Below are 21,590 nucleotides of genomic sequence, written 5' to 3' on the forward strand. Positions count from 1 at the left end.
TAATACCCCAGTGGTATAAATCATTATTAAACTCAGTATTTCAGGGCTATATGCCCTTTTTTTGTTTGTATGGAGGATTTTCGTGACAAAACTTGAGCAAGATTTAGTAACCATGCTCTCACCAGCTGTAGAAATGTTAGGTTTTGAGTTACATGGTCTTGAGTTTGTGCAAGCTGGTCGCCACTCTACATTACGTGTTTACATTGATCACGATGCAGGGATTACGGTTGATAATTGTGCCGATGTAAGTCGTCAAGTTAGCGCGATTTTAGACGTAGAAGACCCGATTACAAACGAATATGATTTGGAAGTTTCGTCTCCTGGTGTTGATCGTCCATTATTCAAACAAGATCACTACGAGAAGGCGCAAGGAGAAGAAGTACGCGTGCGTACTAAGCTTCCGCAAGATGGTCGCCGTAATTTTAAAGGCGATTTAGTATCAGTTAGCAGTGATATGATCACACTTTCGGCAGATGGCACTGAGCATATGATTATGCTAAGTAACATTGAACGTGCGAACATCATCGCAAAGTTTTAATTCGAGTGCGAAGGAATAGGGCAAGCGAGGCATAACCCATGGCAAAAGAAATATTATTGGTTGCTGAAGCCGTCTCCAATGAGAAAGCGGTTCCAAAAGAAAAGATTTTTGAAGCGTTAGAGTTCGCATTAGCGACTGCGACAAAGAAAAAACACGATGGCGAAATTGATGTTCGCGTATCAATCGATCGTAAAACAGGTGATTATGACACGTTCCGTCGCTGGAAAATTGCAGAAGTTCAAGAAGACGGTTCGTTAGAACATCCTTACAGCGAAATTACGTTAGAAGCGGCACAAGTTGAAGATCCTGAGTTACAACTAGGTGATTACGTTGAAGAGCAGATTGAGTCAATCAAGTTCGACCGCATTACAACGCAAATGGCAAAACAAGTTATCGTACAAAAAGTACGTGAAGCTGAACGTGCGCTAGTTGTTGAAGAATATAAAGATCAACAAGGTGAGTTAGTAACTGGTGTTGTTAAAAAAGCAACCCGTGACGCTATTGTACTTGACCTTGGTAACAATGCTGAAGCGGTTATCTACCGTGATGACATGTTACCGCGTGAAAACTTCCGTCCAGGTGACCGTATTCGTGGTTTACTTTACGAAGTTAAACCAGAAGCACGTGGCGCGCAGTTATTTGTAACGCGTTCTAAGCCTGAAATGCTGATGGAGCTTTTCCGTATTGAGGTACCTGAGATCGGCGAAGAAATGATTGAATTACGTGCCGCAGCACGTGATCCAGGTTCGCGTGCAAAGATTGCAGTAAAATCTAACGATAAACGTATCGACCCTGTAGGTGCGTGTGTTGGTATGCGTGGTGCACGTGTACAAGCCGTGTCAACTGAGCTTGGTGGTGAGCGTGTTGATATCGTTCTTTACGATGACAACCCTGCGCAATTCGTTATCAATGCAATGGCGCCAGCAGAAGTGGCATCTATCGTGATGGACGAAGATACACATTCAATGGATATCGCTGTAGAAGCCGATAACCTAGCACAAGCAATTGGTCGTAATGGTCAAAACGTTCGCCTTGCTAGCCAGTTAACTGGTTGGGAATTAAACGTTATGACTGTTGATGACATGCGTGCGAAGAACGAAGCTGAATCAGACAAGCTGATCAACTTATTCACTGAGTACCTCGATATCGATGATGAGTTTGCAACCCTACTTATCAACGAAGGTTTCTCAACACTTGAAGAAGTTGCCTATGTTCCAGCATCTGAATTCTTAGAAATTGACGGTTTAGATGAAGAAACGGTTGATATTTTACGTTCTCGTGCAAAAGACGCATTAACAACAAAAGCGCTTAAGACAGAAGAAAGCCTTGATGGTGCAGAGCCTGCAGAGGATTTACTAGCACTTGAAGGTCTAGAGCGTCACCTTGCATTTGTAATGGCAAGTAAAGGTGTAATAACACTTGAAGACTTAGCTGAGCAAGGTATTGATGAGTTAGTGGATATCACTGACCTTTCAGAAGAAGAAGCTGGCAAGCTTATTATGGCTGCGCGTAACATTTGTTGGTTCGCAGACGAGTAATTTATTAACGGAGGTATTACACACTATGGCAGAAGTAAATGTTGAAAAACTAGCCGGAGATATTGGTACAACTGTTGATAAATTATTGCAGCAGCTTGAGCAAGCCGGTATCAAAAAACAAGCAGGTGATATGGTAACAGAAACTGAGAAGTCAACGTTACTTGATCACCTGAGTAAGCAGCATGGTGGCACGGGCTCGGAAGGCCCTGCTCGCATGACTTTGCAACGTAAGAGCAAAAGCACGTTAAGTGTAACTGGCTCTACAGGTAAAGCGAAGTCAGTCCAAGTAGAAGTACGTAAAACGCGTACCTACGTAAAGAAAAGCGCCGTTGAGCAACAGCAAGAAGAAGAGCGTTTAGCTGCAGAAGAAGCTGCCCGTAAGGCAGCAGAGCTTAAAGCCCAGCAAGAAGCTGAAGAACTTAAAGCGAAACAAGAGGCAGAACGTAAAGCAAAAGAAGAAGCTGAGCGTAAAGCCAAAGAAGAGGCTAAACGCAAAGCTGAAGCTGAGCGTAAAGCGAAACAAAAGCAGATGACCCCAGAGCAAAGTGCTAAGTCTGAAAAAGATCGTGCCGAAGCTGAGCGTCTGCAAAAAGAAGCAGAAGAGGCCGCATTGAGAAAAGCTGAAGAAGAAGCGAAACGTCAAGCAGAAGAGGCAAGAAAGCTAGCTGAAGAAAATGAAGCTCGCTGGAAGAAAGAAGAAGAAGAGCGTAAGCAGCGTGAAGAAAACGCTGATCACCACCTTACGACTTCAACTTACGCGCGTGAAGCAGAAGATGAATCTGATGCACGTGAAGAGCAAAGTGCTCGTCGTAAGAAAAAGAAAAAAGGACCTCAAAAAGAGAAGGCTCCTTTACCTAAGGGTAAAAAAGGCAAATTAAAAGCACCAACTTCACTACAGCATGGTTTCCAAAAGCCAACTGCAGATGTTAAAAACGAAGTACGTATTAGTGAAACAATCACCGTTGCTGAACTTGCATCTCGTATGGCTGTTAAAGGTGCTGAAGTTGTTAAAACAATGATGAAGATGGGTGACATGGTTACCATCAACCAAGTGATTGACCAAGAAACAGCACAACTTGTTGCTGAAGAAATGGGCCACAAGGTTATCATCGTTAAAGAAAACGAATTAGAAGAGAAAGTACTTAACGACCGTAGCGAAGAAGGTACAGCTGTACCTCGTGCTCCAGTTGTAACCGTAATGGGTCACGTTGACCACGGTAAAACGTCAACACTTGACTATATTCGTTCAGCAAAAGTTGCATCTGGTGAGGCGGGTGGTATTACCCAGCATATTGGTGCATACCACGTTGAAACTAACGGTAACATGATTACCTTCTTAGATACGCCAGGTCACGCCGCGTTTACATCAATGCGTGCGCGTGGTGCAAAAGCAACGGATATCGTAATCCTTGTTGTTGCTGCGGATGATGGTGTAATGCCACAAACTAAAGAAGCGGTTCAGCACGCCCGTGCTGCTGGCGTTCCTTTAATTATCGCAGTAAATAAGATGGATAAAGAAGGTATCGACCCAGATCGCGTTAAGAATGAGCTAGCTCAACTTGACGTAATCCCTGAAGAGTGGGGTGGTGATACACAGTTTGTACATATTTCTGCAAAAACAGGTTTAGGTATTGATGACCTACTTGAAGCAGTACTAATGCAAGCAGAGCTTCTTGAGCTTACTGCGCCTGCAGAAGGTATGGCGGCGGGCGTTGTAATTGAATCACGTCTAGATAAAGGTCGTGGTCCAGTTGCATCTATTCTTGTACAATCTGGTACACTGAATCAAGGTGATATCGTTCTGTGTGGTCTTGAATATGGCCGTGTACGTGCGATGAAAGATGAGAACGGTAAAGACATCAAGTCTGCGGGTCCATCTATCCCAGTTGAGATTTTAGGTCTATCTGGTATCCCTGCTGCGGGTGATGAAGCAACAGTAGTTAAAGATGAGCGTAAAGCGCGTGAAGTAGCACTTTACCGTCAAGGTAAGTTCCGTGAAGTGAAGCTTGCTCGTCAACAAAAAGCGAAGCTTGAAAACATGTTTACGAACATGGCTGAAGGCGATGTATCAGAAGTTAACATCGTTCTTAAAGCTGACGTACAAGGTTCAATTGAAGCAATCGCTGATTCATTAACTAAGCTTTCTACCGATGAAGTTAAAGTGAAGATTGTTGGTTCAGGTGTAGGTGGTATCACTGAAACTGATGCAACGCTTGCAGCGGCGTCAAACGCAATCGTTGTTGGCTTTAACGTACGTGCTGATGCATCAGCTCGTAAAGTAATTGAGTCAGAAAACTTAGACTTACGTTACTACAGCGTAATCTACAGCCTGATTGAAGAAGTTAAACAAGCGATGTCAGGTATGCTTGCACCAGAATTCAAGCAAGAGATCATTGGTCTTGCTGAAGTTCGTGACGTGTTCAAGTCACCTAAGATTGGTGCAATCGCAGGTTGTATGGTTACTGAAGGTATCGTTAAGCGTAGCGCGCCTATCCGTGTACTTCGTGATAACGTGGTTATCTATGAAGGTGAACTTGAGTCACTACGTCGCTTTAAAGATGACGTTCAAGAAGTACGTAACGGTATGGAATGTGGTATCGGCGTTAAGAACTACAACGATGTTAAAGTTGGCGACCAAATCGAGGTATTCGAGACGGTTGAAGTACAACGTTCACTTTAATTTCGTTTAAGTTATTGCTTTAAATGGGGGCCTAGCCCCCATTTGTGTATTCGTAATTAAATTAACTTATTCTTTAACATCAATAAGTTATTATTTTAGAGTGAAATGAAATGAGAGAATTTTCTCGCACTGATCGTGTTGCACAGCAAATTCAAAAAGAGATTGCTGTTATTCTTCAACGCGAAATCAAAGATCCACGCTTAGGCATGGTGACAGTGTCTGCGGTTGAGGTATCTCGCGACTTATCTTACGCAAAAGTATTTATCACAGTATTCAACACTGATGATGAAGATAAAGCCAAGCAAAGCGCTAAAATCTTAAATGAAGCAACGGGTTATATTCGTTCTTTATTAGGTAAACGTATTCGTGCGCGCATCATGCCTGAGTTACGTTTTGTGATCGATAACTCGCTTATGGAAGGTATGCGTATTTCAAACTTGGTTGACTCAGTTATTCGTGAAGACAATGCCAAGCATGTAGACGAAGATGACAGCGAAGAAGGCACTAAAGACTAATGGCTAGACGCAGTAAAGGTCGTGCTATTGACGGCATCTTATTACTTAATAAGCCGCAAGGTATTTCATCAAACAAAGCATTGCAGCAAGCAAAGGGCATTTACTTTGCGCAAAAAGCAGGCCACACCGGTGCGCTTGATCCGCTCGCCACAGGTATGCTGCCTATTTGTTTTGGTGAAGCGACTAAGTTTACCCAGTTCTTGCTTGATACCGATAAAACCTATGTTGTACGCGCCAAACTTGGTGAGCGAACCACGACCTCTGATTCAGATGGTGAAGTGGTTGAAACGCGCGAAGTATCGGTCACGCGTGAACAATTAGCTGAGCAAATTGCCAGTTTCTTAGGTGAGTCGGATCAATACCCTTCGATGTACTCTGCGCTAAAATACCAAGGTCAGCCTTTGTATAAATATGCCCGCGAAGGTATTGAAGTGCCGCGTAAGTGTCGAAAAATTAATGTATTTAGTTTAACGCTTGATGAGTTTGATGAAGCGAATAACGAAGTACAAATGACGGCACATGTGTCTAAAGGCACTTATATTCGTACTATTGTTGACGACTTAGGTGAAAAGCTCGGCTGTGGTGCGCATGTCATCATGTTACATCGCAGTGCAGTTGGTCATTATCCAAGTGAGAAAATGGTTACGCTTGAGCAACTTGAAGAAAAGCTACAGCAAGCAAAAGCAGATGATGTTGCGCCTTCAAGCTACCTCGATGAGCTACTACTGCCAATGGATACTGCTTTGGTTGACCTACCAGTGATCGAGATTACCCAAGAGCAGGGCGTAGCATTTAGTCATGGTCAAACCGTGGTTATCGGTAAGCCCGTACCCGATGGAGTGGTAAAAGTAATGGCTGATGGGGTGTTCATTGGTACCGGTGAGCGTCATAAAGACGGCCACTTAAAATCAAAGCGTGGCTTATCAAATCAACTGCCTGAGTAAAGATTACCTTGTAGTTATTAGTAAAGCTGGGTAGAATACGCCCCGCTCAATCGTTTTGGCTGAATTAGTGATCGGCTAAAACACAATTTAAATTAATTTTTGGAGTTACTATGTCACTAAGCAATCAAGAAAAAGTTGAAATCATCGCTAAATTTGCACGCGCTGAAGGCGACACTGGTTCACCTGAAGTACAAGTTGCACTTCTAACTTTCGATATCAACAAGCTTCAAGGTCACTTTGCTAGCCACAAGCACGACTTCCACTCACGTCGTGGTCTTCTTCGCAAAGTAAGCCAACGCCGTAAACTGCTTGACTACCTTAAAGGTAAAGACATTGCACGTTACACTGCGTTAATCCAAGAGCTTGGCCTACGTCGCTAAGAACTAGATTACGAGAAAAGGGGCTATTTAGCCCCTTTTTTTGTGCGCGTATGAAAGGTATACTAGCGCACACCTAGGGAGTGGATGCTTCCTAGATATCAAAAAACATCATTGCCAATTGTAGTACTTAATTGATTTTTCTTAAGTTTAATTAAGTACTGTAATTGGTACTTTGATGGACTATTTTTTACCAATTCGGAGCACTGCTCTGAGTTGCTTTTACATTTAAAGGACATTTTTAAGTGCAAGCAATTATTAAAGAATTTCAACTAGGTCAACATACAGTGACGCTAGAAACAGGTGCTATCGCTCGTCAAGCTGACGGCGCAGTACTAGCAAGCATTGGCGATACTTCAGTATTAGTTACTGTTGTTGGTAAGCGTGATGCACAACCAGGTCAAGACTTCTTCCCACTAACAGTTAACTACCAAGAGCGTATGTACGCTGCGGGTCGTATCCCAGGTGGTTTCCTTAAGCGTGAAGGTCGTCCTAACGATGGCGAAACGCTTATCGCGCGTCTAATCGACCGTCCAATCCGTCCACTTTTCCCAGACGGTTTCGTAAACGAAGTACAAGTAATCGCGACAGTTGTTTCTGTTAACCCAGAAATCCAACCTGACATGGTTGCTATGATTGGTACTTCAGCAGCACTTGCTATCTCTGGTATTCCATTCAATGGTCCTATCGGTGCATCGCGTGTTGGTTTCATCAACGGTGAATACGTACTTAACCCAACACTAGCTGAGCTTGAAGAAAGCCAATTAGACCTAGTTGTTGCTGGTACTGATAACGCAGTACTTATGGTTGAATCAGAAGCTGAAACACTATCTGAAGACGTGATGTTAGGTGCGGTTGTTTATGGTCATGAGCAATCTCAAGCTATCATCAACGCAATCAACGAATTCAAAGCTGAAGCGGGTAAACCAGCTTGGGATTGGACTGCACCAGAGAAAAACATCACACTTGCTGAGAAAATCTCTGCAATCGCTGCTGAAAAAGTAGGTGAAGCATACCGCATCACTGACAAAGTAGCGCGTAAAGAAGCACTAGGTGTAGCGAAAGAAGAAGTAGTTGCTACATTAACAGCTGAACTTGCTGAAGGCGAAGAGCTAGATACGCAAGAAGTTGGTAAACTATTCGGTTCTTTAGAAAAAGAAATCGTTCGTGGCCGTATCATCGCTGGTGAAAAACGTATCGATGGTCGTGAACCGGATATGGTTCGTGCACTAGACGTAATGACGGGTGTGTTACCACGTACTCACGGTTCTGCAATCTTCACGCGTGGTGAGACACAAGCACTTGTGACTGCAACGCTTGGTACTGAGCGTGATTCACAGTTAATCGACGACTTAACAGGTACTAACAAGCATCACTTCATGCTTCACTACAACTTCCCTCCGTTCTGCGTGGGTGAAACAGGTTTTGTAGGCTCTCCTAAGCGTCGTGAAATTGGTCACGGTAACCTAGCTAAGCGTGGTATCGCTGCGGTACTACCTACACTTACTGACTTCCCATACTCAATCCGTGTAGTATCAGAAATCACTGAATCAAACGGTTCATCGTCTATGGCATCAGTATGTGGTACATCACTAGCACTTATGAATGCCGGTGTACCAATTAAAGCATCTGTTGCTGGTATTGCGATGGGTCTAGTAAAAGAAGGCGAAGATTTCGTTGTTCTTTCTGATATCTTAGGTGATGAAGATCACTTAGGTGACATGGACTTTAAAGTAGCGGGTACTTCAAACGGTATCACTGCGCTACAAATGGATATCAAGATCGAAGGTATCACTAAAGAAATCATGCAAATCGCGCTTAAACAAGCGAAAGCTGCACGTCTACACATCTTAGGTGTAATGGACGAAGCGATTTCTGCTCCTTCTGAAGAGCTATCTCAATTCGCACCACGCATCTACACAATGCAAATCCCTGCGAAGAAAATTGCTGAAGTTATCGGTAAAGGTGGCGCAACTATCCGTCAACTTACTGAAGAGACTGGCACAACGATCGAAATCGAAGATGACGGTACAATCAAGATCGCTGCAACTGACGGCATGAGTGCAAACGATGCTATCAAGCGTATCGAGCAACTAACTGCTGAGCTAGAAGTAGGTACTATCTACACGGGTAAAGTTGTACGTATCGTTGATTTTGGTGCGTTCGTTAATATCCTTCCAGGTAAAGACGGTCTAGTGCACATTTCACAAATCAGTACAGAGCGTGTTAACAACGTAACTGACCACCTAAGCGAAGGCCAAGAGGTTAAAGTTAAAGTTCTTGAAGTAGATCGCCAAGGTCGTGTACGTCTAAGCATTAAAGAAGCGATGGAACCAGCTGCTGAAGAAAAAGCAGAAGAGCCAAAAGACGCTGAATAATGATTGAATAACCAGTAATTTGCTGGATATCAGAAAAAGGGGCTGTTTAGCCCCTTTTTTTATGCTTTAATGAAACCTATCAGCTTCGACTTTGTCTACAGAGCATTCTTCAGGTATTAAGGATTTTAATGAATTTTAAACACTTAGCATTGACCGCCGTGGCTCTTTTTTCTCTAAGTGCATGTCAAACAACGTCACAATCTGAGTCTTTGCCTATCGTAAATGTGCCGTTCACGGCACCGTTGGCCTCTGATTTTCGCAACGAAATTACGATTGCTCGCTATTCTGAGTTATTGAGCCGAACAGATTTAAGCCCTGAGCAACAAGCAAAACTATATTACGATCGCGGTGTGTTATTTGATAGCTTAGGGATGTCAACATTGGCACGAATAGACTTTAATCGTGCTATAAAGCTTAAACCAGATCTTGCTGAAGTCTATAATTTTTTGGGTATTCACCACACACTGATGCAGCAATACGAGCAAGCGTATGAGTTTTTTGATTCAGCACTTGAATTAAATGAGCAGCACGAATATGCCTATTTAAACCGTGGTATTGCGCTTTATTATGGTGAACGTCCATTACTGGCTGCAGATGATTTACAACAGTTTCTAAATCGAGCGCCGAGTGATCCTTATCGTGTGCTTTGGTTGTATCTCGCCCAAGCTGAAGCAAATAAAGAGCAAGCGTTGATTGATCTTAAAGCGAATGCACAAGGGGTTGATGAGTCGCAATGGGGTTATCAACTTTTAGCACTTTATTTGGGCGATATTAGCGAATTTGAATTTTTATCGGGTATTATCGAAGGTGTAACGTCAGAGCAAGAGTATGCTCATCGTTTATGTGAAGCCTATTTTTATTTAGCTAAATTACATCAAGCTGCGGGTGATAAATACCTCGCTGCTGATTACTTTCGATTAGCCCTTTCTACTAATGTGCATGAGTTTGTTGAGTATAAGTACGCACGTTTAGAGCTTGAGTTAATGGCTGGTGAAGACGCGAGCTAATCAATACTTGTTAGTAGGGTTATTACTGAGTTTGTGCGGACTTTCAAGCTCAGTATCCTACTTTTCACCGTCTTATCTTTATTATATTGGCAAAGCACCTTCCCAAACAGCAGCTATTTATTATTTAGCGCCTCATGTTGTTAATACACAATTAGCTAGACTTAGTACTTCGCAACTTCGTCATTTGGCTGAGTTTGATAACACAGATGCCAAATACCAGCTAGCTTTACGTTTTTTACAGCAAGGTAATTTTTCTGCGGCGCAATTGTGGTGGCAAACACAGTTTGACTCATTTGACTTGAAACAGCAGCAAAACCTCGCAAAGCAATTAGTCATAAACGAGCAGTGGAGTGCTCTCGAGTCATTATGGAAGACAAATCGATTACCTGATGGCGATGCTAAGCAAACATGGTTTTTACAACAAAGCATGCCCACCACCAAAATAACAACCGAGTATGCCAATTTACATAATTTTTCCTTGTCGTTAGACGCTGTTACAACCAATCCAATATGTCATTTTAATGTGTTAATGATGGCGGACCATAAAGATGGTATTGCTGCTTTACAATCTTTTAAAGGCCAATATCAGTCTAGTCCAGAGCCTGCTATTAATAGCTTTTGTTTTAGCGATGTTGTTTATGTAGGCAATCAATATCGCTGCGAGGAAAATAATAACGCATTGCAATGTGACTGGAGAAAAGCAGAAAACCACACATGGCCAGCTGGTTTTGACTTTATTGTCATGATGTCGAAAGAGGGGAGTGCAAACGTACAAGGTGGTATTATGCATATTAATTCATCCCAATCATACGCAGTATTTTTGCATGAGCTAATGCACTTTAATGGTTTTGAGGATGAATACCCATTGCCAGAAAAAAAACAGCAATGGCTGTGCCAGCAAGAAGGGCTAGTGGCACCTAATTTATTTATTGCAACTAACAGTTTGCCGCCAAGTGGATGGCAGAAAAGCGTGGCTTGCAAAAACCAAATGGCTTATAAACCCAGTTTTAATTGGTCAATAATGCAATACCAAAAGGTGGGATTATCTGAACAATATCGCCAACTTTGGTTAAAACAAATTAACTCCCCCTTAACAAAGCCAGTAAGGTACGCTGATTATTTTGCCTTTATTGGTGTAAAGCCTGTAATAACAACAGCTTTAAGCTCTAAAGAATTTTCTGACTAATCGCTTATTTATTGCTATTTTAATACGTAAAGTGGTTAAAAGTTGGCCGAATAGGTGTGTCTCCTATAGACAAAATAGCACCCAATCAGTATAACTATACGCATTGTAAGCTTTTTTTGAAGCCAACTTTTAACCATCCAAATGAACAGTACGCAACTAATTATAACTAGCAGCGGTATTGATATTCTTATGACACTAAAAGGCTCCTTATTATGACTTTGCTCTGGATACCCCTGTTATCCTTGATTGGCAGTGTTATTTCATCCTGCACTTCAAAACTAACACGTAATCAAAGTACTGCTTTGACCATGTTAGCGCCTTTGATTGCTCTTGGAATCGTATTTTCCTATACACCAGCCGTTTTTTCTGGTGAAACTATCCGCTATACAGCAGAGTGGATCCCACTGTTGAATATGCAAGTCTCATTTCGACTTGACGGGTTAAGTTTATTATTCCTTTATATGATTTTGGGTATTGGTACCTTAGTCATTTTCTATGCACGCTATTACTTAAGTAATAACGATTCGCTGCCCAAGTTATATTGTTACCTTATGCTATTTATGACGGCCATGGTTGGCATTGTGATGTCTAACAATGTCATTCAACTATGGCTATTTTGGGAATTAACAAGTATTAGCTCGTTCTTATTAATTAGTTATTGGTGGCATAAGTCAGAAGCGCGTAAAGGTGCAAGAATGGCGCTAGCAATTACGGGAGCGGGCGGTCTTGCGTTATTAGCGGGTTTACTTTTAATTGGTGATATCGTTGGTAGCTATAACCTTGATGTTATTCTTGCTAGTAAGGCATTAATTCAATCACACGACTTATATGAAGTTGGTCTGGTACTTGTATTATTAGGTGCATTTACTAAGTCTGCGCAGTTTCCTTTTCATTTCTGGCTACCTCATGCTATGGCTGCACCGACACCCGTTAGTGCATACTTACACTCAGCAACCATGGTTAAAGCCGGTATATTTTTGCTTGCGCGATTCTATCCTGCACTATCAGGTACGGATACGTGGTTTATTTTAGTTGCGATGACGGGTTTATCGACTTTACTTGTAGGTGCTTACATTGCGTTATTTAAACATGACTTAAAAGGACTGCTTGCTTACTCTACCATCAGTCACTTAGGTCTAATTACTTTGCTATTAGGTTTAGATACCGAACTTGCAACTGTGGCAGCTATTTTCCATATTATTAACCACGCGATATTTAAAGCGTCATTGTTTATGGCTACGGGGATTATTGACCATGAAACTGGCACCCGTGATATGCGTAAGTTAAATGGGATGTGGCGTTTTATGCCATATACAGCAACACTTGCTATGGTGGCCGCAGCTTCTATGGCAGGGGTGCCTCTATTAAATGGTTTCTTATCAAAAGAAATGTTTTTTGCTGAAACCTTACACCAGCAAGTACTAGGCTCTATGTCTTGGCTTATTCCTGTATTAGCAACTTTAGCGGGTGCCTTGTCTGTAGCGTACTCAGCACGTTTTATACATGATGTTTTCTTCAATGGTGATCCGATTGATTTACCAAAAGAGCCCCACGAACCGCCGCGCTACATGCGCGTACCAATCGAAATTTTAGTGGTATTGTGTTTATTGGTTGGTATGTTCCCTCACTTTGCCGTCAGTGATATTTTGGCCTCAGCATCCTACGCTGTACTGGGTGATGCTGCACCAGATTATAAATTATCTGTTTGGCATGGATTTAACTTACCTCTGTTAATGAGCTTTATTGCAACGTGCTGCGGGATACTGATTTATGTACAGCGTAAGTATTTGTTCCAGTTCCAAGCATCACTGCCAACAATCAGTGCGAAAAAAGGTTTTGAGGGTGGGTTATATCGTGTGATCAAGTGGTCACAAGAGCAGATAAACCATATCGAAAATGGCTCGTTGCAACGCTACGCTTTTGTCATGATTACGGTTGTTTTACTGTGCGCTGGATGGCCTTTGTTTGAAATGCGTCAACTTGCTGGTGCCAGTGAGCTAACGCCCATTGATTTTCATAATGCCATTGGCGCAGGCTTGTTGATTATTGGTGCATTAGCAACCGTATTTTGGCATCGTTCACGGATGATATCTTTAATCATGATTTCAATCGTAGGCCTGATGGTGTCCGTTGCTTTCACCCGATTCTCTGCGCCAGATTTAGCACTGACTCAGTTAACGGTTGAAGTTGTCACTGTAATGCTACTGATGCTAGCACTATTCTTCTTACCACAGCGTACTCCAAAAGAGTCAAGCTCATTACGTATTTTACGTGATCTGGGGGTTTCGTCGGCTATAGGTGTGGTTGTTGCGAGTATTTGTTATGCGCTATTAACAAGACCACTTGAGTCAATTTCTGACTTCTTTGTTGCCAATGCTAAAACTGGCGGTGGTGGTACAAACGTGGTGAACGTTATTCTAGTCGACTTTAGGGGTTTTGATACCTTAGGTGAAATCACCGTTTTAGGTATAGCCGCATTAGGTATTTATAAATTGCTTATCAATTTACCTTTATTTATGCCTGCAAGTGATAGTGAGGGGCGTCCGTGGGCGAGAGAGCGTTATCCAATTCTTCTTGCAAGTATTTCACAAAGCTTATTACCTTTGGCACTGTTAGTTTCTGCATATATCTTTTTACGAGGCCACAATTTACCAGGCGGTGGATTTATTGCAGGCTTAGTCACAGCCATTGCATTTATACTACAGTACATGGCGAATGGCTCTAATTGGATAGCAGAGCGGTTTGATGTGAATTACCGTAAGATTATCGCATCGGGCATTGCTATCGCTTTATTCACAGGTGTTGGAAGCTGGGCATTTGGTCGTCCATTCTTAACAACGTGGTTTGATTATTTTGATATACCGTTAGTTGGCAAAACAGAGCTTGCCAGTGCTATCGTATTTGATTTAGGTGTGTATTTAACTGTTGTAGGTGCAACGCTGATGATTTTAGCTAGTTTAGGAAAACTAACGGCTAATACACCCAAGCAAGAGGTAAATATTTAATGGAAGTATTGTACGCATCATGCGTGGGCGTGCTGGTTGCATGCGGCATTTATTTAATTTTAAGAGCGCGAACCTTTCCGGTCGTGTTAGGTTTAACCATGCTGTCTTATGCGGTAAACCTATTCTTGTTTTCATCAGGACGATTAACAATTAATAAAGCGGCGGTTTTGGGCAGTGCCAGTGAGTATGCAGATCCACTCCCTCAAGCTTTAGTGTTAACGGCTATTGTAATCGGTTTTGCAATGACCGCTTTTGTCGTTATTTTGTCAATTCGTGGTCGTGCCGATTTGGGTAATGATCATGTTGATGGACATTTAGTTAAGTCTTCAAAGGAGCGAAAATGATTCAGCATTTAGCTTCTTTACCTATTTTAATTCCCATGCTGACAGGCATTATTTTACTCATGCCTCCATGCGGTAAGAATCTTCATATTCGCCGTGTGATGTCGGTATTAATGTCAATTATAACCCTTGCTGTTAGTGCATTTTTACTACTTCATGTAAATAGTACGGCACCCATGGTATACGCCATCGGCGGCTGGTCGGCTCCTTTTGGTATTGTATTGGTTGCTGATAGGCTCGCGACTTTACTAGTAGTGTTAACAAGCTTACTAGGTGCGGTTGTTGTGCTATATAGCTGCGCAGGTGATGATAAAAAAGGAAGCTTCTTTCACCCTCTTGTTCACTTCTTAATTTTAGGCGTAAACGGTGCATTTTTAACTGGAGATGTATTTAACCTATTCGTATTTTTCGAAGTATTGCTAATCGCATCTTATTCATTATTGATGCATGGCGGAGACAAGCACAGCACTCGTGCAGCTCTACAGTATGTGATTCTAAATCTGATTGGCTCGAGTGTATTTCTAATTGCCCTTGGTGTTTTATATGGCGTAGTGGGTACTTTAAATATTGCTGATTTAGCCCAGAAAGTACCTCAGTTAACAGGTGACGATGTTTATTTAGCTAAAATCGGTGGTTTACTACTAATAGTCGTTTTCGCCCTTAAAGGTGCGTTGTTACCGCTACATTTGTGGCTACCAAATACCTACGCAAGTGCCACCCCTGTTGTTGCAGCTTTATTTGCGATCATGACTAAGGTGGGTGTGTATGCCATGCTTCGTGTGTACACCGTTATCTTTGGTGATAACGCGGGGGAGCTTGCACACATGGCACAACCTTGGTTATGGGGACTTGCATTGGCGACCATCATTCTGGGGTCGATAGGCGTTCTTGCAAGCCAAGATTTTAGAAAGCTAATTGCAAACTTAGTGATCGTATCAGTGGGTACATTGGTTGCCTTAGTCGCTATTCAGAATGTAGCAGCGACTGCGGCGTTACTTTACTACTTAGTTCATTCAACGATTGTTTGTGCCGTGCTCTTTTTACTTGCTGATTTGATTGCGCATCAGCGTGGAAAAGTGGCCGATCGTCTTGTTGCAGGGCGTGCTGTTGCACAACCTTTTTTATTAGGAATTAGCTTTGTAATTGCTGCATTGACGGTGGTAGGTATGCCTCCACTATCTGGTTTTGTAGGTAAAATTTGGATTCTAAAAAGTACCTTAGATAGTGAGAAGGGCATGGTGTTTTGGCCAATTTACTTACTTTCAAGTTTAGCCTTATTGGTTGCTATTTCTCGTGCTGGCACAAGCCTTTTTTGGGACCGAAAGTTCAAAGAAAGTGAAGCTGTCGAAGGTATAAAGGCACACCCATTAAAAGTCACGGCGATGTTACTATTGTTAGTTTGCTCTCCTTTGATGGTCATTTTTGCCGGTCCAATTTCAGATTTTATGCTTGCGACATCTGAGCAATTGTTCGATATCAACAGCAGTATTAATAATGTACTACAGGGAGGCCGCTAAATGCGTTTAGAAGCTCGTTTTCGTTGGCTACCCACTCCGTTTCGCAGTGTTTTACTCTTCGTAGTGTGGTTATTACTCAACAATAGTGTGTCGCCTGGGCATCTACTGCTTGCTGCACTCTTTGCAATTACAATTCCATGGATCACCTTTCCATTTCGTGATCCACAGCCGTTAATTGTTCGACCTAGCCTCGCATTTAGGCATTTATTGTTAGTCTTGTACGATATTGTAACGGCTAACTTGCAGGTTGCTTTACTGATCCTTGGGCCAACTAAAAAGCTACGCCCAGGCTTTGTTAAGGTGCCACTTGATTTAAGTCATGATATGCCAATTACGATATTAGCAAGTACAGTATCATTAACGCCTGGCACGGTCAGTGCTGAGGTGTATCCAATTCCTGAGTCGCTTGCAGAAGGTGAAGAAATAGACCAACGTTATTTGCTAATTCATGTGCTGGATTTAGCTGATGAAGCTGAACTTATTAAGACGATTAAACAGCGTTACGAAGCCCCGCTTAAGGAGATTTTCCGATGCTAGATACGGTATTCCTCATTGTGTATGGGATGATTGCCATTTCACTTTTATTGAACTTATGGCGCCTTATTATTGGGCCTTCAGTTCCAGATCGCATTTTAGCGCTTGATACCATGTTTATAAATACCATTGCATTGATCATTCTTTACGGTATGAGCATGGACACAGACTTGTATTTTGAAGCGGCTTTATTAATTGCGATGCTTGGCTTTGTGAGTACGGTAGCTGTATGTAAATACTTGCTACGCGGCGATATTATTGAATAAGGTAACAAATGATGAGTGAATGGGTTGTTTCAATCTTATTGTTAATTGGTGGTTGCTTTATTCTGATAGGCTCGATCGGTTTGGTTAAGATGCCTGATTTTTTTATGCGCCTGCATGGGCCTACCAAAGCGACGACACTGGGGATGGCCTCACTGTTAATAGCGGCGATGGTTTATTTTACTTTCACACACGATGGTGTAAGTGTAAAAGAAATTCTTATTTCTATCTTTTTGCTCATTACAGCACCTATCAGTGGTTACATGCTGATTAAATCGGCTATTCACCATAAATTGCGCGCAAAAGAGGGCACCAAGGGCCAAGACAACATCGAAGAGGATTAGTCTGTAGTATTTATAATATGTGATCTGCGCTCGTGGCTTTTATTGCACGGGCAGATCGCATAGAATGCCCCGTCATTTAGCACACTAGGTAAATAGATCATTATGCGAGTAGCACTTGGAGTAGAATACAACGGCGCCCGTTACAGTGGTTGGCAACGTCAATCACACGTCAATAGCGTACAGCAAGAAGTAGAAACAGCGTTGTCGCGTATTTGTAATCATCCTGTTGAGATTGTTTGTGCGGGTCGTACAGACGCAGGTGTTCATGGTACAGGCCAAGTCGTGCACTTTGATACTCATGCTGAACGCGAAATGGTCGCGTTCACGATGGGGATGAATACCTTACTACCAAAAGATATTTCTATTCGTTTTGCTAAGCCTGTTTCTGAAGATTTTCACGCACGTTTTAGTGCGACAGCACGCCGTTATCGTTATGTGATATACAATTATACCTATCGCGGTGCGATTATGAGTGAAGGCGTTACTCATTTTCATCACCCATTAGACGAAACTAAAATGCAACAAGCCTGTCAGTATTTAATAGGTGAGCACGACTTTACGTCGTTCAGAGCACTCCATTGCCAAGCAAATACAGCAAATCGTACTATTCACCATTTGTCGGTAAAACGCCAAGGTGATTATGTGATCATTGATATTAAAGCCAATGCGTTTTTACATCACATGGTACGTAATATTACTGGTTGCTTGATGGACATTGGTTTACATAAGCATGAACCTGTTTGGTTAAAAGAGTTACTTGATTTAAAAGAGAGAGCCAAAGCCAGTGCGACAGCTAAAGCTGCGGGTCTTTATTTAGTGGATGTGGATTACCCTGAGCAGTTTGAGATCCCTAAAACACCATTAGGGCCTTTGTTTTTACCTGATTCAGACAGTTAACACTTGGTAGTACACTACTAAGACCAGTTTTTTATATCGTCTGCGGGTAATTCATGTTTTAATTGAAAAAATCTGTCTGTTTATTGGTTGTCAGAAATACAAATAAGTATTCACAATTAAACAGACTGCGACACAGAACAGTATTAAGAGAGTTGCAAATGAGTTGGTTAGAAAAAATCTTACCTAAAACGACTAAATCGTCAGGCCGAAAAGAAATCCCAGAAGGGGTTTGGGCAAAGTGTACAGACTGTGATTCAATTTTATATAAAGCAGAATTAGAAAAGTCACTTAATGTATGTCCAAAATGTGATCACCATATGCGTTTGAGTGCCCGTAAGCGACTCGAAAACTTTTTAGATGATGCAGATCGTCAAGAAATTGGTGCAGAACACGAACCAAAGGACGTTTTAAAGTTTAAAGATTCTAAGAAGTACTCTGACCGCATTACACAAGCACAAAAAGTAAGTGGCGAGAAAGATGCACTTGTTGCAATTAAAGGACGCTTAAAAGGTATTCCTGTTGCTGCGGTGTCGTTTGAGTTCTCATTTATGGGTGGTTCTATGGCGTCAGTGGTCGGCGCTCGTTTTGTTGAAGCTGTAGATCAATGTTTAGAGCATAACATGCCACTTATTTGTTTTTCAGCATCAGGCGGTGCACGTATGCAAGAAGCGCTTATGTCATTAATGCAAATGGCAAAAACAAGTGCTGCACTGGCTAAAATGAGCGAAAAAGGCTTACCGTTTATCTCAGTATTAACCGACCCAACAATGGGTGGTGTATCTGCGTCACTGGCAATGCTTGGCGATATAAACGTTGCTGAACCAAAAGCACTTATTGGCTTTGCCGGCCCTCGTGTAATCGAGCAAACAGTGCGTGAAACACTGCCTGAAGGTTTCCAACGCAGTGAATTCTTGCTAGAGCACGGGGCAATCGACATGATTGTTGACCGTCGTGAAATGCGTGACACCCTTGCGCGTATCTTAGCGAAATTTATGAACTTGCCTTCTACTGAACAAGAGCATAGAGTAGCGTAAATTTCAGCTTAACTGATTAATCGCTATGACAGAAATCCTTCCTAGCCAATCATCAAGCCTTGATGATTGGCTTTGTTATTTAGAAAGTGTTCACCCCGCCAATATTGAAATGGGCTTAGAGCGCGTTGCTCGCGTTGCAAACCAAATTGGCTTACTCGATACACCGAGCAAAATAATATTAATCGCAGGTACCAATGGTAAAGGCACCACAGCGCGTTGCCTAGAAAGCTTATTACTAGCACAAGGTTTTAGTGTGGGTACATATGCTTCTCCACACCTAATTCGTTATAACGAACGCGTACGTATTAATGGCCAAGAGCTTGATGACCAATTCCATGTTGATGCTTTCGATATGCTGGAAAAGGGCCGTGGTGAGACGCCACTGACGTATTTTGAGTACGGCACGTTAGGTGCACTGGCAATTTTTAAACGTCACGCTGTTGATTATGTATTGTTAGAAGTGGGTTTAGGTGGTCGCTATGATGCGACTAATATTGTCACACCACATGCGTGTGTGATCACAACTATCGATCTAGACCATAAAGAATACCTAGGTGATACACGCGAGCTTGTTGGCTACGATAAAGCAGGTATCTTCCGACCTCACATACCCGCAATTGTTGGTGATTTAGATATTCCACATACAGTAACTGATTACGGTAATGAAATTGATGCTGATATGGTGTTATCTGGTCGTGATTTTAAATTCATTGAAGACAGTGAAGGTTTTAATTGGCAGTACAAAGGTAAAGACTTGCGCTTAGCAAAACCTGCGATTCCTTGTCAAAATGTAGCCACTGCGTTGACCTTATTGGCTAAACTTGACTTACTACCTAGTGAGCAACAAGTACGTGATTGTTTAGCTAATTTAACAGTTGAAGGACGTTTTCAGCAGCTAAGTGAACAGCCACTTATTTTTACCGATGTGGCACATAACCCTGAATCGGCCCGTTATTTGGCGCGTAAATTAAGCGTGTATAAAGATCAAGGGTTTAAAATTCATGCATTAGTCGCTATGCTTGCAGATAAAGATAAAGTGGCAGCAATGTCAGCCGTGGCGGATGTTGTTCATGAGTGGTCGTTAGCCAGTTTAGATTGTTTTCGCGGCGATAAGGTTGAAAACCTTGCAAAGGCATTGGCTGAAACGACATCAACAGCGCCTAGTACGCAATATGACAGTGTTGAAACTGCGCTAGACACACTATTAGCAAATGTAGACAATAACACCTTAGTAATTGTGTTTGGCTCATTTATAACCGTGGCTGCAGCAATCAGCTATTTTAAAAAATAGAGAGGAATTCGGTGAACGCAGGGTTTATTAATCGCTTAGTAGGGACCACCATTGTGGTTGTGGCGGCTATTGTCTTTATTCCAAATATTTTGGATGGAGAGAAAGTTCACTATACAGAAGGTTTTAAAGCAATTCCTGAACGCCCTGAGTTCACAACGATTGACTTACAAGATGAAATTGATAGTAAAGTTGCCTCTGCAGAGCAGCCTGCTGAAATACCTGTTGAAAAAGCACAAGCGAATGACGCTGAGCTTACAGCAGAGCAAACTGAGCAATTTGATGATGCGCCTAAAATGGTTGAAGCATCAACTCAAGATCCTGTTGCAGTTGTTAAAGCAGCCAAGCCAGTAGTAAAAACAACGGAGCCTGCTCGTAAGCCAGAAGAAAACCTCACGCAAATGGCTTATGTAATCCAATTGGGTAGTTTCTCACACGCGCCTAATGTAAAGTCGTTACTTGAAAAGCTTAAAGCGAACGGCTTTAAAACCTTTACGCGTCCAATCAAAACCCCGAACGGAACACTGACAAAAGTCTTTGTAGGCCCTTCACTTAGCAAGAAAGAGTTAGAGAGTAAGCTCCCTGAGTTAAAGCAGTTAACCAAGTTAAACGGCAAAGTTACTCAGTTTGAAATTACAAAATGATCTGGCAATTCCTCCGCTTGTCTTATAGAATGCGCCCCAAATTAACGACTAGTTGGTTCTTATGATCTGGGTTGATTACGCCATACTTGGCATTATTGCACTATCCACTATCATCGGCTTAATACGTGGCTTCGTAAAAGAAGCAATGTCATTAGCTGTATGGGCTGGCGCATTTATCATCTCTAGTTTGTTTTACCAATATTTAGCTTCCTTCCTAACAAGTATTTCAGAACCCCTTTTAAGAAATGCAGCCGCAATAGCCATATTATTCTTTGCGACACTCCTGTTGGGTGGATTACTAAACTATATTTTAGGTGAGCTTGTACAACGTACTGGTTTATCTGGCACCGACCGTGTATTCGGCATAGTGTTTGGTGCTCTTCGTGGCGTGTTGGTCGTAAGCGCGTTACTCTTCTTTCTTGATGCTTTTACCGGTGCACCTAATACGCACTGGTGGGGTAACTCTATTTTGATTCCAGAATTTGGCTTTGTTGTTGAGTGGTTCTTTTCGTACCTCGAAAACAACTCAAGCTTTTTAAATTCGGTAAACCGTTAATCGG

The 21,590-nt window shown here is 42.1% G+C and carries 20 protein-coding genes; all 20 read left to right on the forward strand.

All coding sequences use genetic code 11. The annotated features are described in order from the left end of the window. Positions 1-82: 82 nt before the first annotated feature. Positions 83-538: a ribosome maturation factor RimP gene (rimP, locus tag L3V38_RS01870; RefSeq protein ID WP_062569821.1), complete on the forward strand. Its 456-nt coding sequence runs from the start codon at positions 83-85 to the stop codon at positions 536-538. A gap of 38 nt (positions 539-576) precedes the next feature. After that, positions 577-2,076 (forward strand): transcription termination factor NusA, encoded by a 1,500-nt coding sequence (gene nusA / locus L3V38_RS01875; RefSeq protein ID WP_130150551.1) that lies wholly within the window; start codon positions 577-579, stop codon positions 2,074-2,076. A gap of 25 nt (positions 2,077-2,101) precedes the next feature. Next, positions 2,102-4,756 carry a translation initiation factor IF-2 gene (gene infB, locus L3V38_RS01880; RefSeq protein WP_237118199.1) on the forward strand — a complete coding sequence of 885 codons (2,655 nt, stop codon included), beginning with the start codon at positions 2,102-2,104 and terminating at the stop codon, positions 4,754-4,756. Between the two features lie 110 nt (positions 4,757-4,866). Continuing rightward, positions 4,867-5,271 carry a 30S ribosome-binding factor RbfA gene (gene rbfA / locus L3V38_RS01885; RefSeq protein ID WP_054553174.1) on the forward strand — a complete coding sequence of 135 codons (405 nt, stop codon included), beginning with the start codon at positions 4,867-4,869 and terminating at the stop codon, positions 5,269-5,271. Continuing rightward, on the forward strand, positions 5,271-6,215 hold the full coding sequence (truB, locus tag L3V38_RS01890; protein ID WP_063706762.1) for a tRNA pseudouridine(55) synthase TruB: 945 nt from the start codon (positions 5,271-5,273) through the stop codon (positions 6,213-6,215). Before rbfA ends, truB begins: the two co-directional genes overlap by 1 nt. A 110-nt stretch (positions 6,216-6,325) precedes the next feature. After that, complete coding sequence (gene rpsO, locus L3V38_RS01895) at positions 6,326-6,595, forward strand: 30S ribosomal protein S15 (RefSeq protein ID WP_054553172.1); 270 nt, start codon at positions 6,326-6,328, stop codon at positions 6,593-6,595. Positions 6,596-6,837: 242 nt separating this feature from the next. After that, positions 6,838-8,970, forward strand: coding sequence for a polyribonucleotide nucleotidyltransferase (gene pnp / locus L3V38_RS01900; protein ID WP_237118200.1), 2,133 nt, complete (start codon positions 6,838-6,840; stop codon positions 8,968-8,970). A gap of 128 nt (positions 8,971-9,098) precedes the next feature. Continuing rightward, positions 9,099-9,977 carry a lipoprotein NlpI gene (gene nlpI / locus L3V38_RS01905; protein WP_130150555.1) on the forward strand — a complete coding sequence of 293 codons (879 nt, stop codon included), beginning with the start codon at positions 9,099-9,101 and terminating at the stop codon, positions 9,975-9,977. After that, positions 9,961-11,163 (forward strand): hypothetical protein, encoded by a 1,203-nt coding sequence (locus L3V38_RS01910; RefSeq protein ID WP_237118201.1) that lies wholly within the window; start codon positions 9,961-9,963, stop codon positions 11,161-11,163. Before nlpI ends, L3V38_RS01910 begins: the two co-directional genes overlap by 17 nt. 212 nt (positions 11,164-11,375) lie before the next feature. After that, positions 11,376-14,168, forward strand: coding sequence for a monovalent cation/H+ antiporter subunit A (locus L3V38_RS01915; RefSeq protein WP_237118202.1), 2,793 nt, complete (start codon positions 11,376-11,378; stop codon positions 14,166-14,168). Next, complete coding sequence (locus tag L3V38_RS01920) at positions 14,168-14,512, forward strand: Na+/H+ antiporter subunit C (protein WP_062569829.1); 345 nt, start codon at positions 14,168-14,170, stop codon at positions 14,510-14,512. The genes L3V38_RS01915 and L3V38_RS01920 overlap by 1 nt, the downstream gene beginning before the upstream one ends. Continuing rightward, positions 14,509-16,026, forward strand: coding sequence for a monovalent cation/H+ antiporter subunit D (locus L3V38_RS01925; protein ID WP_237118203.1), 1,518 nt, complete (start codon positions 14,509-14,511; stop codon positions 16,024-16,026). Before L3V38_RS01920 ends, L3V38_RS01925 begins: the two co-directional genes overlap by 4 nt. Further along, positions 16,027-16,563: a Na+/H+ antiporter subunit E gene (locus L3V38_RS01930; protein WP_237118204.1), complete on the forward strand. Its 537-nt coding sequence runs from the start codon at positions 16,027-16,029 to the stop codon at positions 16,561-16,563. It abuts the gene before it with no gap. Further along, on the forward strand, positions 16,557-16,826 hold the full coding sequence (locus tag L3V38_RS01935; RefSeq protein ID WP_062569832.1) for a K+/H+ antiporter subunit F: 270 nt from the start codon (positions 16,557-16,559) through the stop codon (positions 16,824-16,826). Before L3V38_RS01930 ends, L3V38_RS01935 begins: the two co-directional genes overlap by 7 nt. Positions 16,827-16,834: 8 nt before the next feature. Then, positions 16,835-17,167 (forward strand): Na+/H+ antiporter subunit G, encoded by a 333-nt coding sequence (locus L3V38_RS01940; RefSeq protein WP_062569833.1) that lies wholly within the window; start codon positions 16,835-16,837, stop codon positions 17,165-17,167. A gap of 102 nt (positions 17,168-17,269) precedes the next feature. Beyond that, positions 17,270-18,064, forward strand: a complete 795-nt coding sequence (gene truA / locus L3V38_RS01945) for a tRNA pseudouridine(38-40) synthase TruA (RefSeq protein WP_062569834.1) — start codon at positions 17,270-17,272, stop codon at positions 18,062-18,064. Between the two features lie 158 nt (positions 18,065-18,222). Continuing rightward, positions 18,223-19,098, forward strand: a complete 876-nt coding sequence (accD, locus tag L3V38_RS01950) for an acetyl-CoA carboxylase, carboxyltransferase subunit beta (protein WP_130150560.1) — start codon at positions 18,223-18,225, stop codon at positions 19,096-19,098. Between the two features lie 25 nt (positions 19,099-19,123). After that, the gene (folC, locus tag L3V38_RS01955; RefSeq protein WP_237118205.1) at positions 19,124-20,389 is read left to right on the forward strand and encodes a bifunctional tetrahydrofolate synthase/dihydrofolate synthase; all 1,266 of its coding nucleotides are present in this window, start codon (positions 19,124-19,126) and stop codon (positions 20,387-20,389) included. 11 nt (positions 20,390-20,400) lie between these two features. Further along, positions 20,401-21,030, forward strand: coding sequence for an SPOR domain-containing protein (locus L3V38_RS01960; protein ID WP_237118206.1), 630 nt, complete (start codon positions 20,401-20,403; stop codon positions 21,028-21,030). Positions 21,031-21,091: 61 nt separating this feature from the next. Further along, positions 21,092-21,586, forward strand: a complete 495-nt coding sequence (locus L3V38_RS01965; protein ID WP_036969851.1) for a CvpA family protein — start codon at positions 21,092-21,094, stop codon at positions 21,584-21,586. Positions 21,587-21,590: the final 4 nt, after the last annotated feature.

The sequence above is a fragment of the Pseudoalteromonas sp. L1 genome (genome assembly GCF_021728095.1).
Classification (GTDB): domain Bacteria; phylum Pseudomonadota; class Gammaproteobacteria; order Enterobacterales; family Alteromonadaceae; genus Pseudoalteromonas.

Coding starts and splice junctions, on each gene's coding strand:
- truB (WP_063706762.1), top strand. CDS start 5,271: ATGGCTAGACGCAGTAAAGGTCGTGCTATTGACGGCATCTTATTACTT.
- rbfA (WP_054553174.1), top strand. CDS start 4,867: ATGAGAGAATTTTCTCGCACTGATCGTGTTGCACAGCAAATTCAAAAA.
- L3V38_RS01920 (WP_062569829.1), top strand. CDS start 14,168: ATGGAAGTATTGTACGCATCATGCGTGGGCGTGCTGGTTGCATGCGGC.
- infB (WP_237118199.1), top strand. CDS start 2,102: ATGGCAGAAGTAAATGTTGAAAAACTAGCCGGAGATATTGGTACAACT.
- accD (WP_130150560.1), top strand. CDS start 18,223: ATGAGTTGGTTAGAAAAAATCTTACCTAAAACGACTAAATCGTCAGGC.
- L3V38_RS01925 (WP_237118203.1), top strand. CDS start 14,509: ATGATTCAGCATTTAGCTTCTTTACCTATTTTAATTCCCATGCTGACA.
- L3V38_RS01940 (WP_062569833.1), top strand. CDS start 16,835: ATGATGAGTGAATGGGTTGTTTCAATCTTATTGTTAATTGGTGGTTGC.
- nlpI (WP_130150555.1), top strand. CDS start 9,099: ATGAATTTTAAACACTTAGCATTGACCGCCGTGGCTCTTTTTTCTCTA.
- truA (WP_062569834.1), top strand. CDS start 17,270: ATGCGAGTAGCACTTGGAGTAGAATACAACGGCGCCCGTTACAGTGGT.
- L3V38_RS01915 (WP_237118202.1), top strand. CDS start 11,376: ATGACTTTGCTCTGGATACCCCTGTTATCCTTGATTGGCAGTGTTATT.
- rpsO (WP_054553172.1), top strand. CDS start 6,326: ATGTCACTAAGCAATCAAGAAAAAGTTGAAATCATCGCTAAATTTGCA.
- folC (WP_237118205.1), top strand. CDS start 19,124: ATGACAGAAATCCTTCCTAGCCAATCATCAAGCCTTGATGATTGGCTT.
- L3V38_RS01935 (WP_062569832.1), top strand. CDS start 16,557: ATGCTAGATACGGTATTCCTCATTGTGTATGGGATGATTGCCATTTCA.
- L3V38_RS01965 (WP_036969851.1), top strand. CDS start 21,092: ATGATCTGGGTTGATTACGCCATACTTGGCATTATTGCACTATCCACT.
- nusA (WP_130150551.1), top strand. CDS start 577: ATGGCAAAAGAAATATTATTGGTTGCTGAAGCCGTCTCCAATGAGAAA.
- L3V38_RS01930 (WP_237118204.1), top strand. CDS start 16,027: ATGCGTTTAGAAGCTCGTTTTCGTTGGCTACCCACTCCGTTTCGCAGT.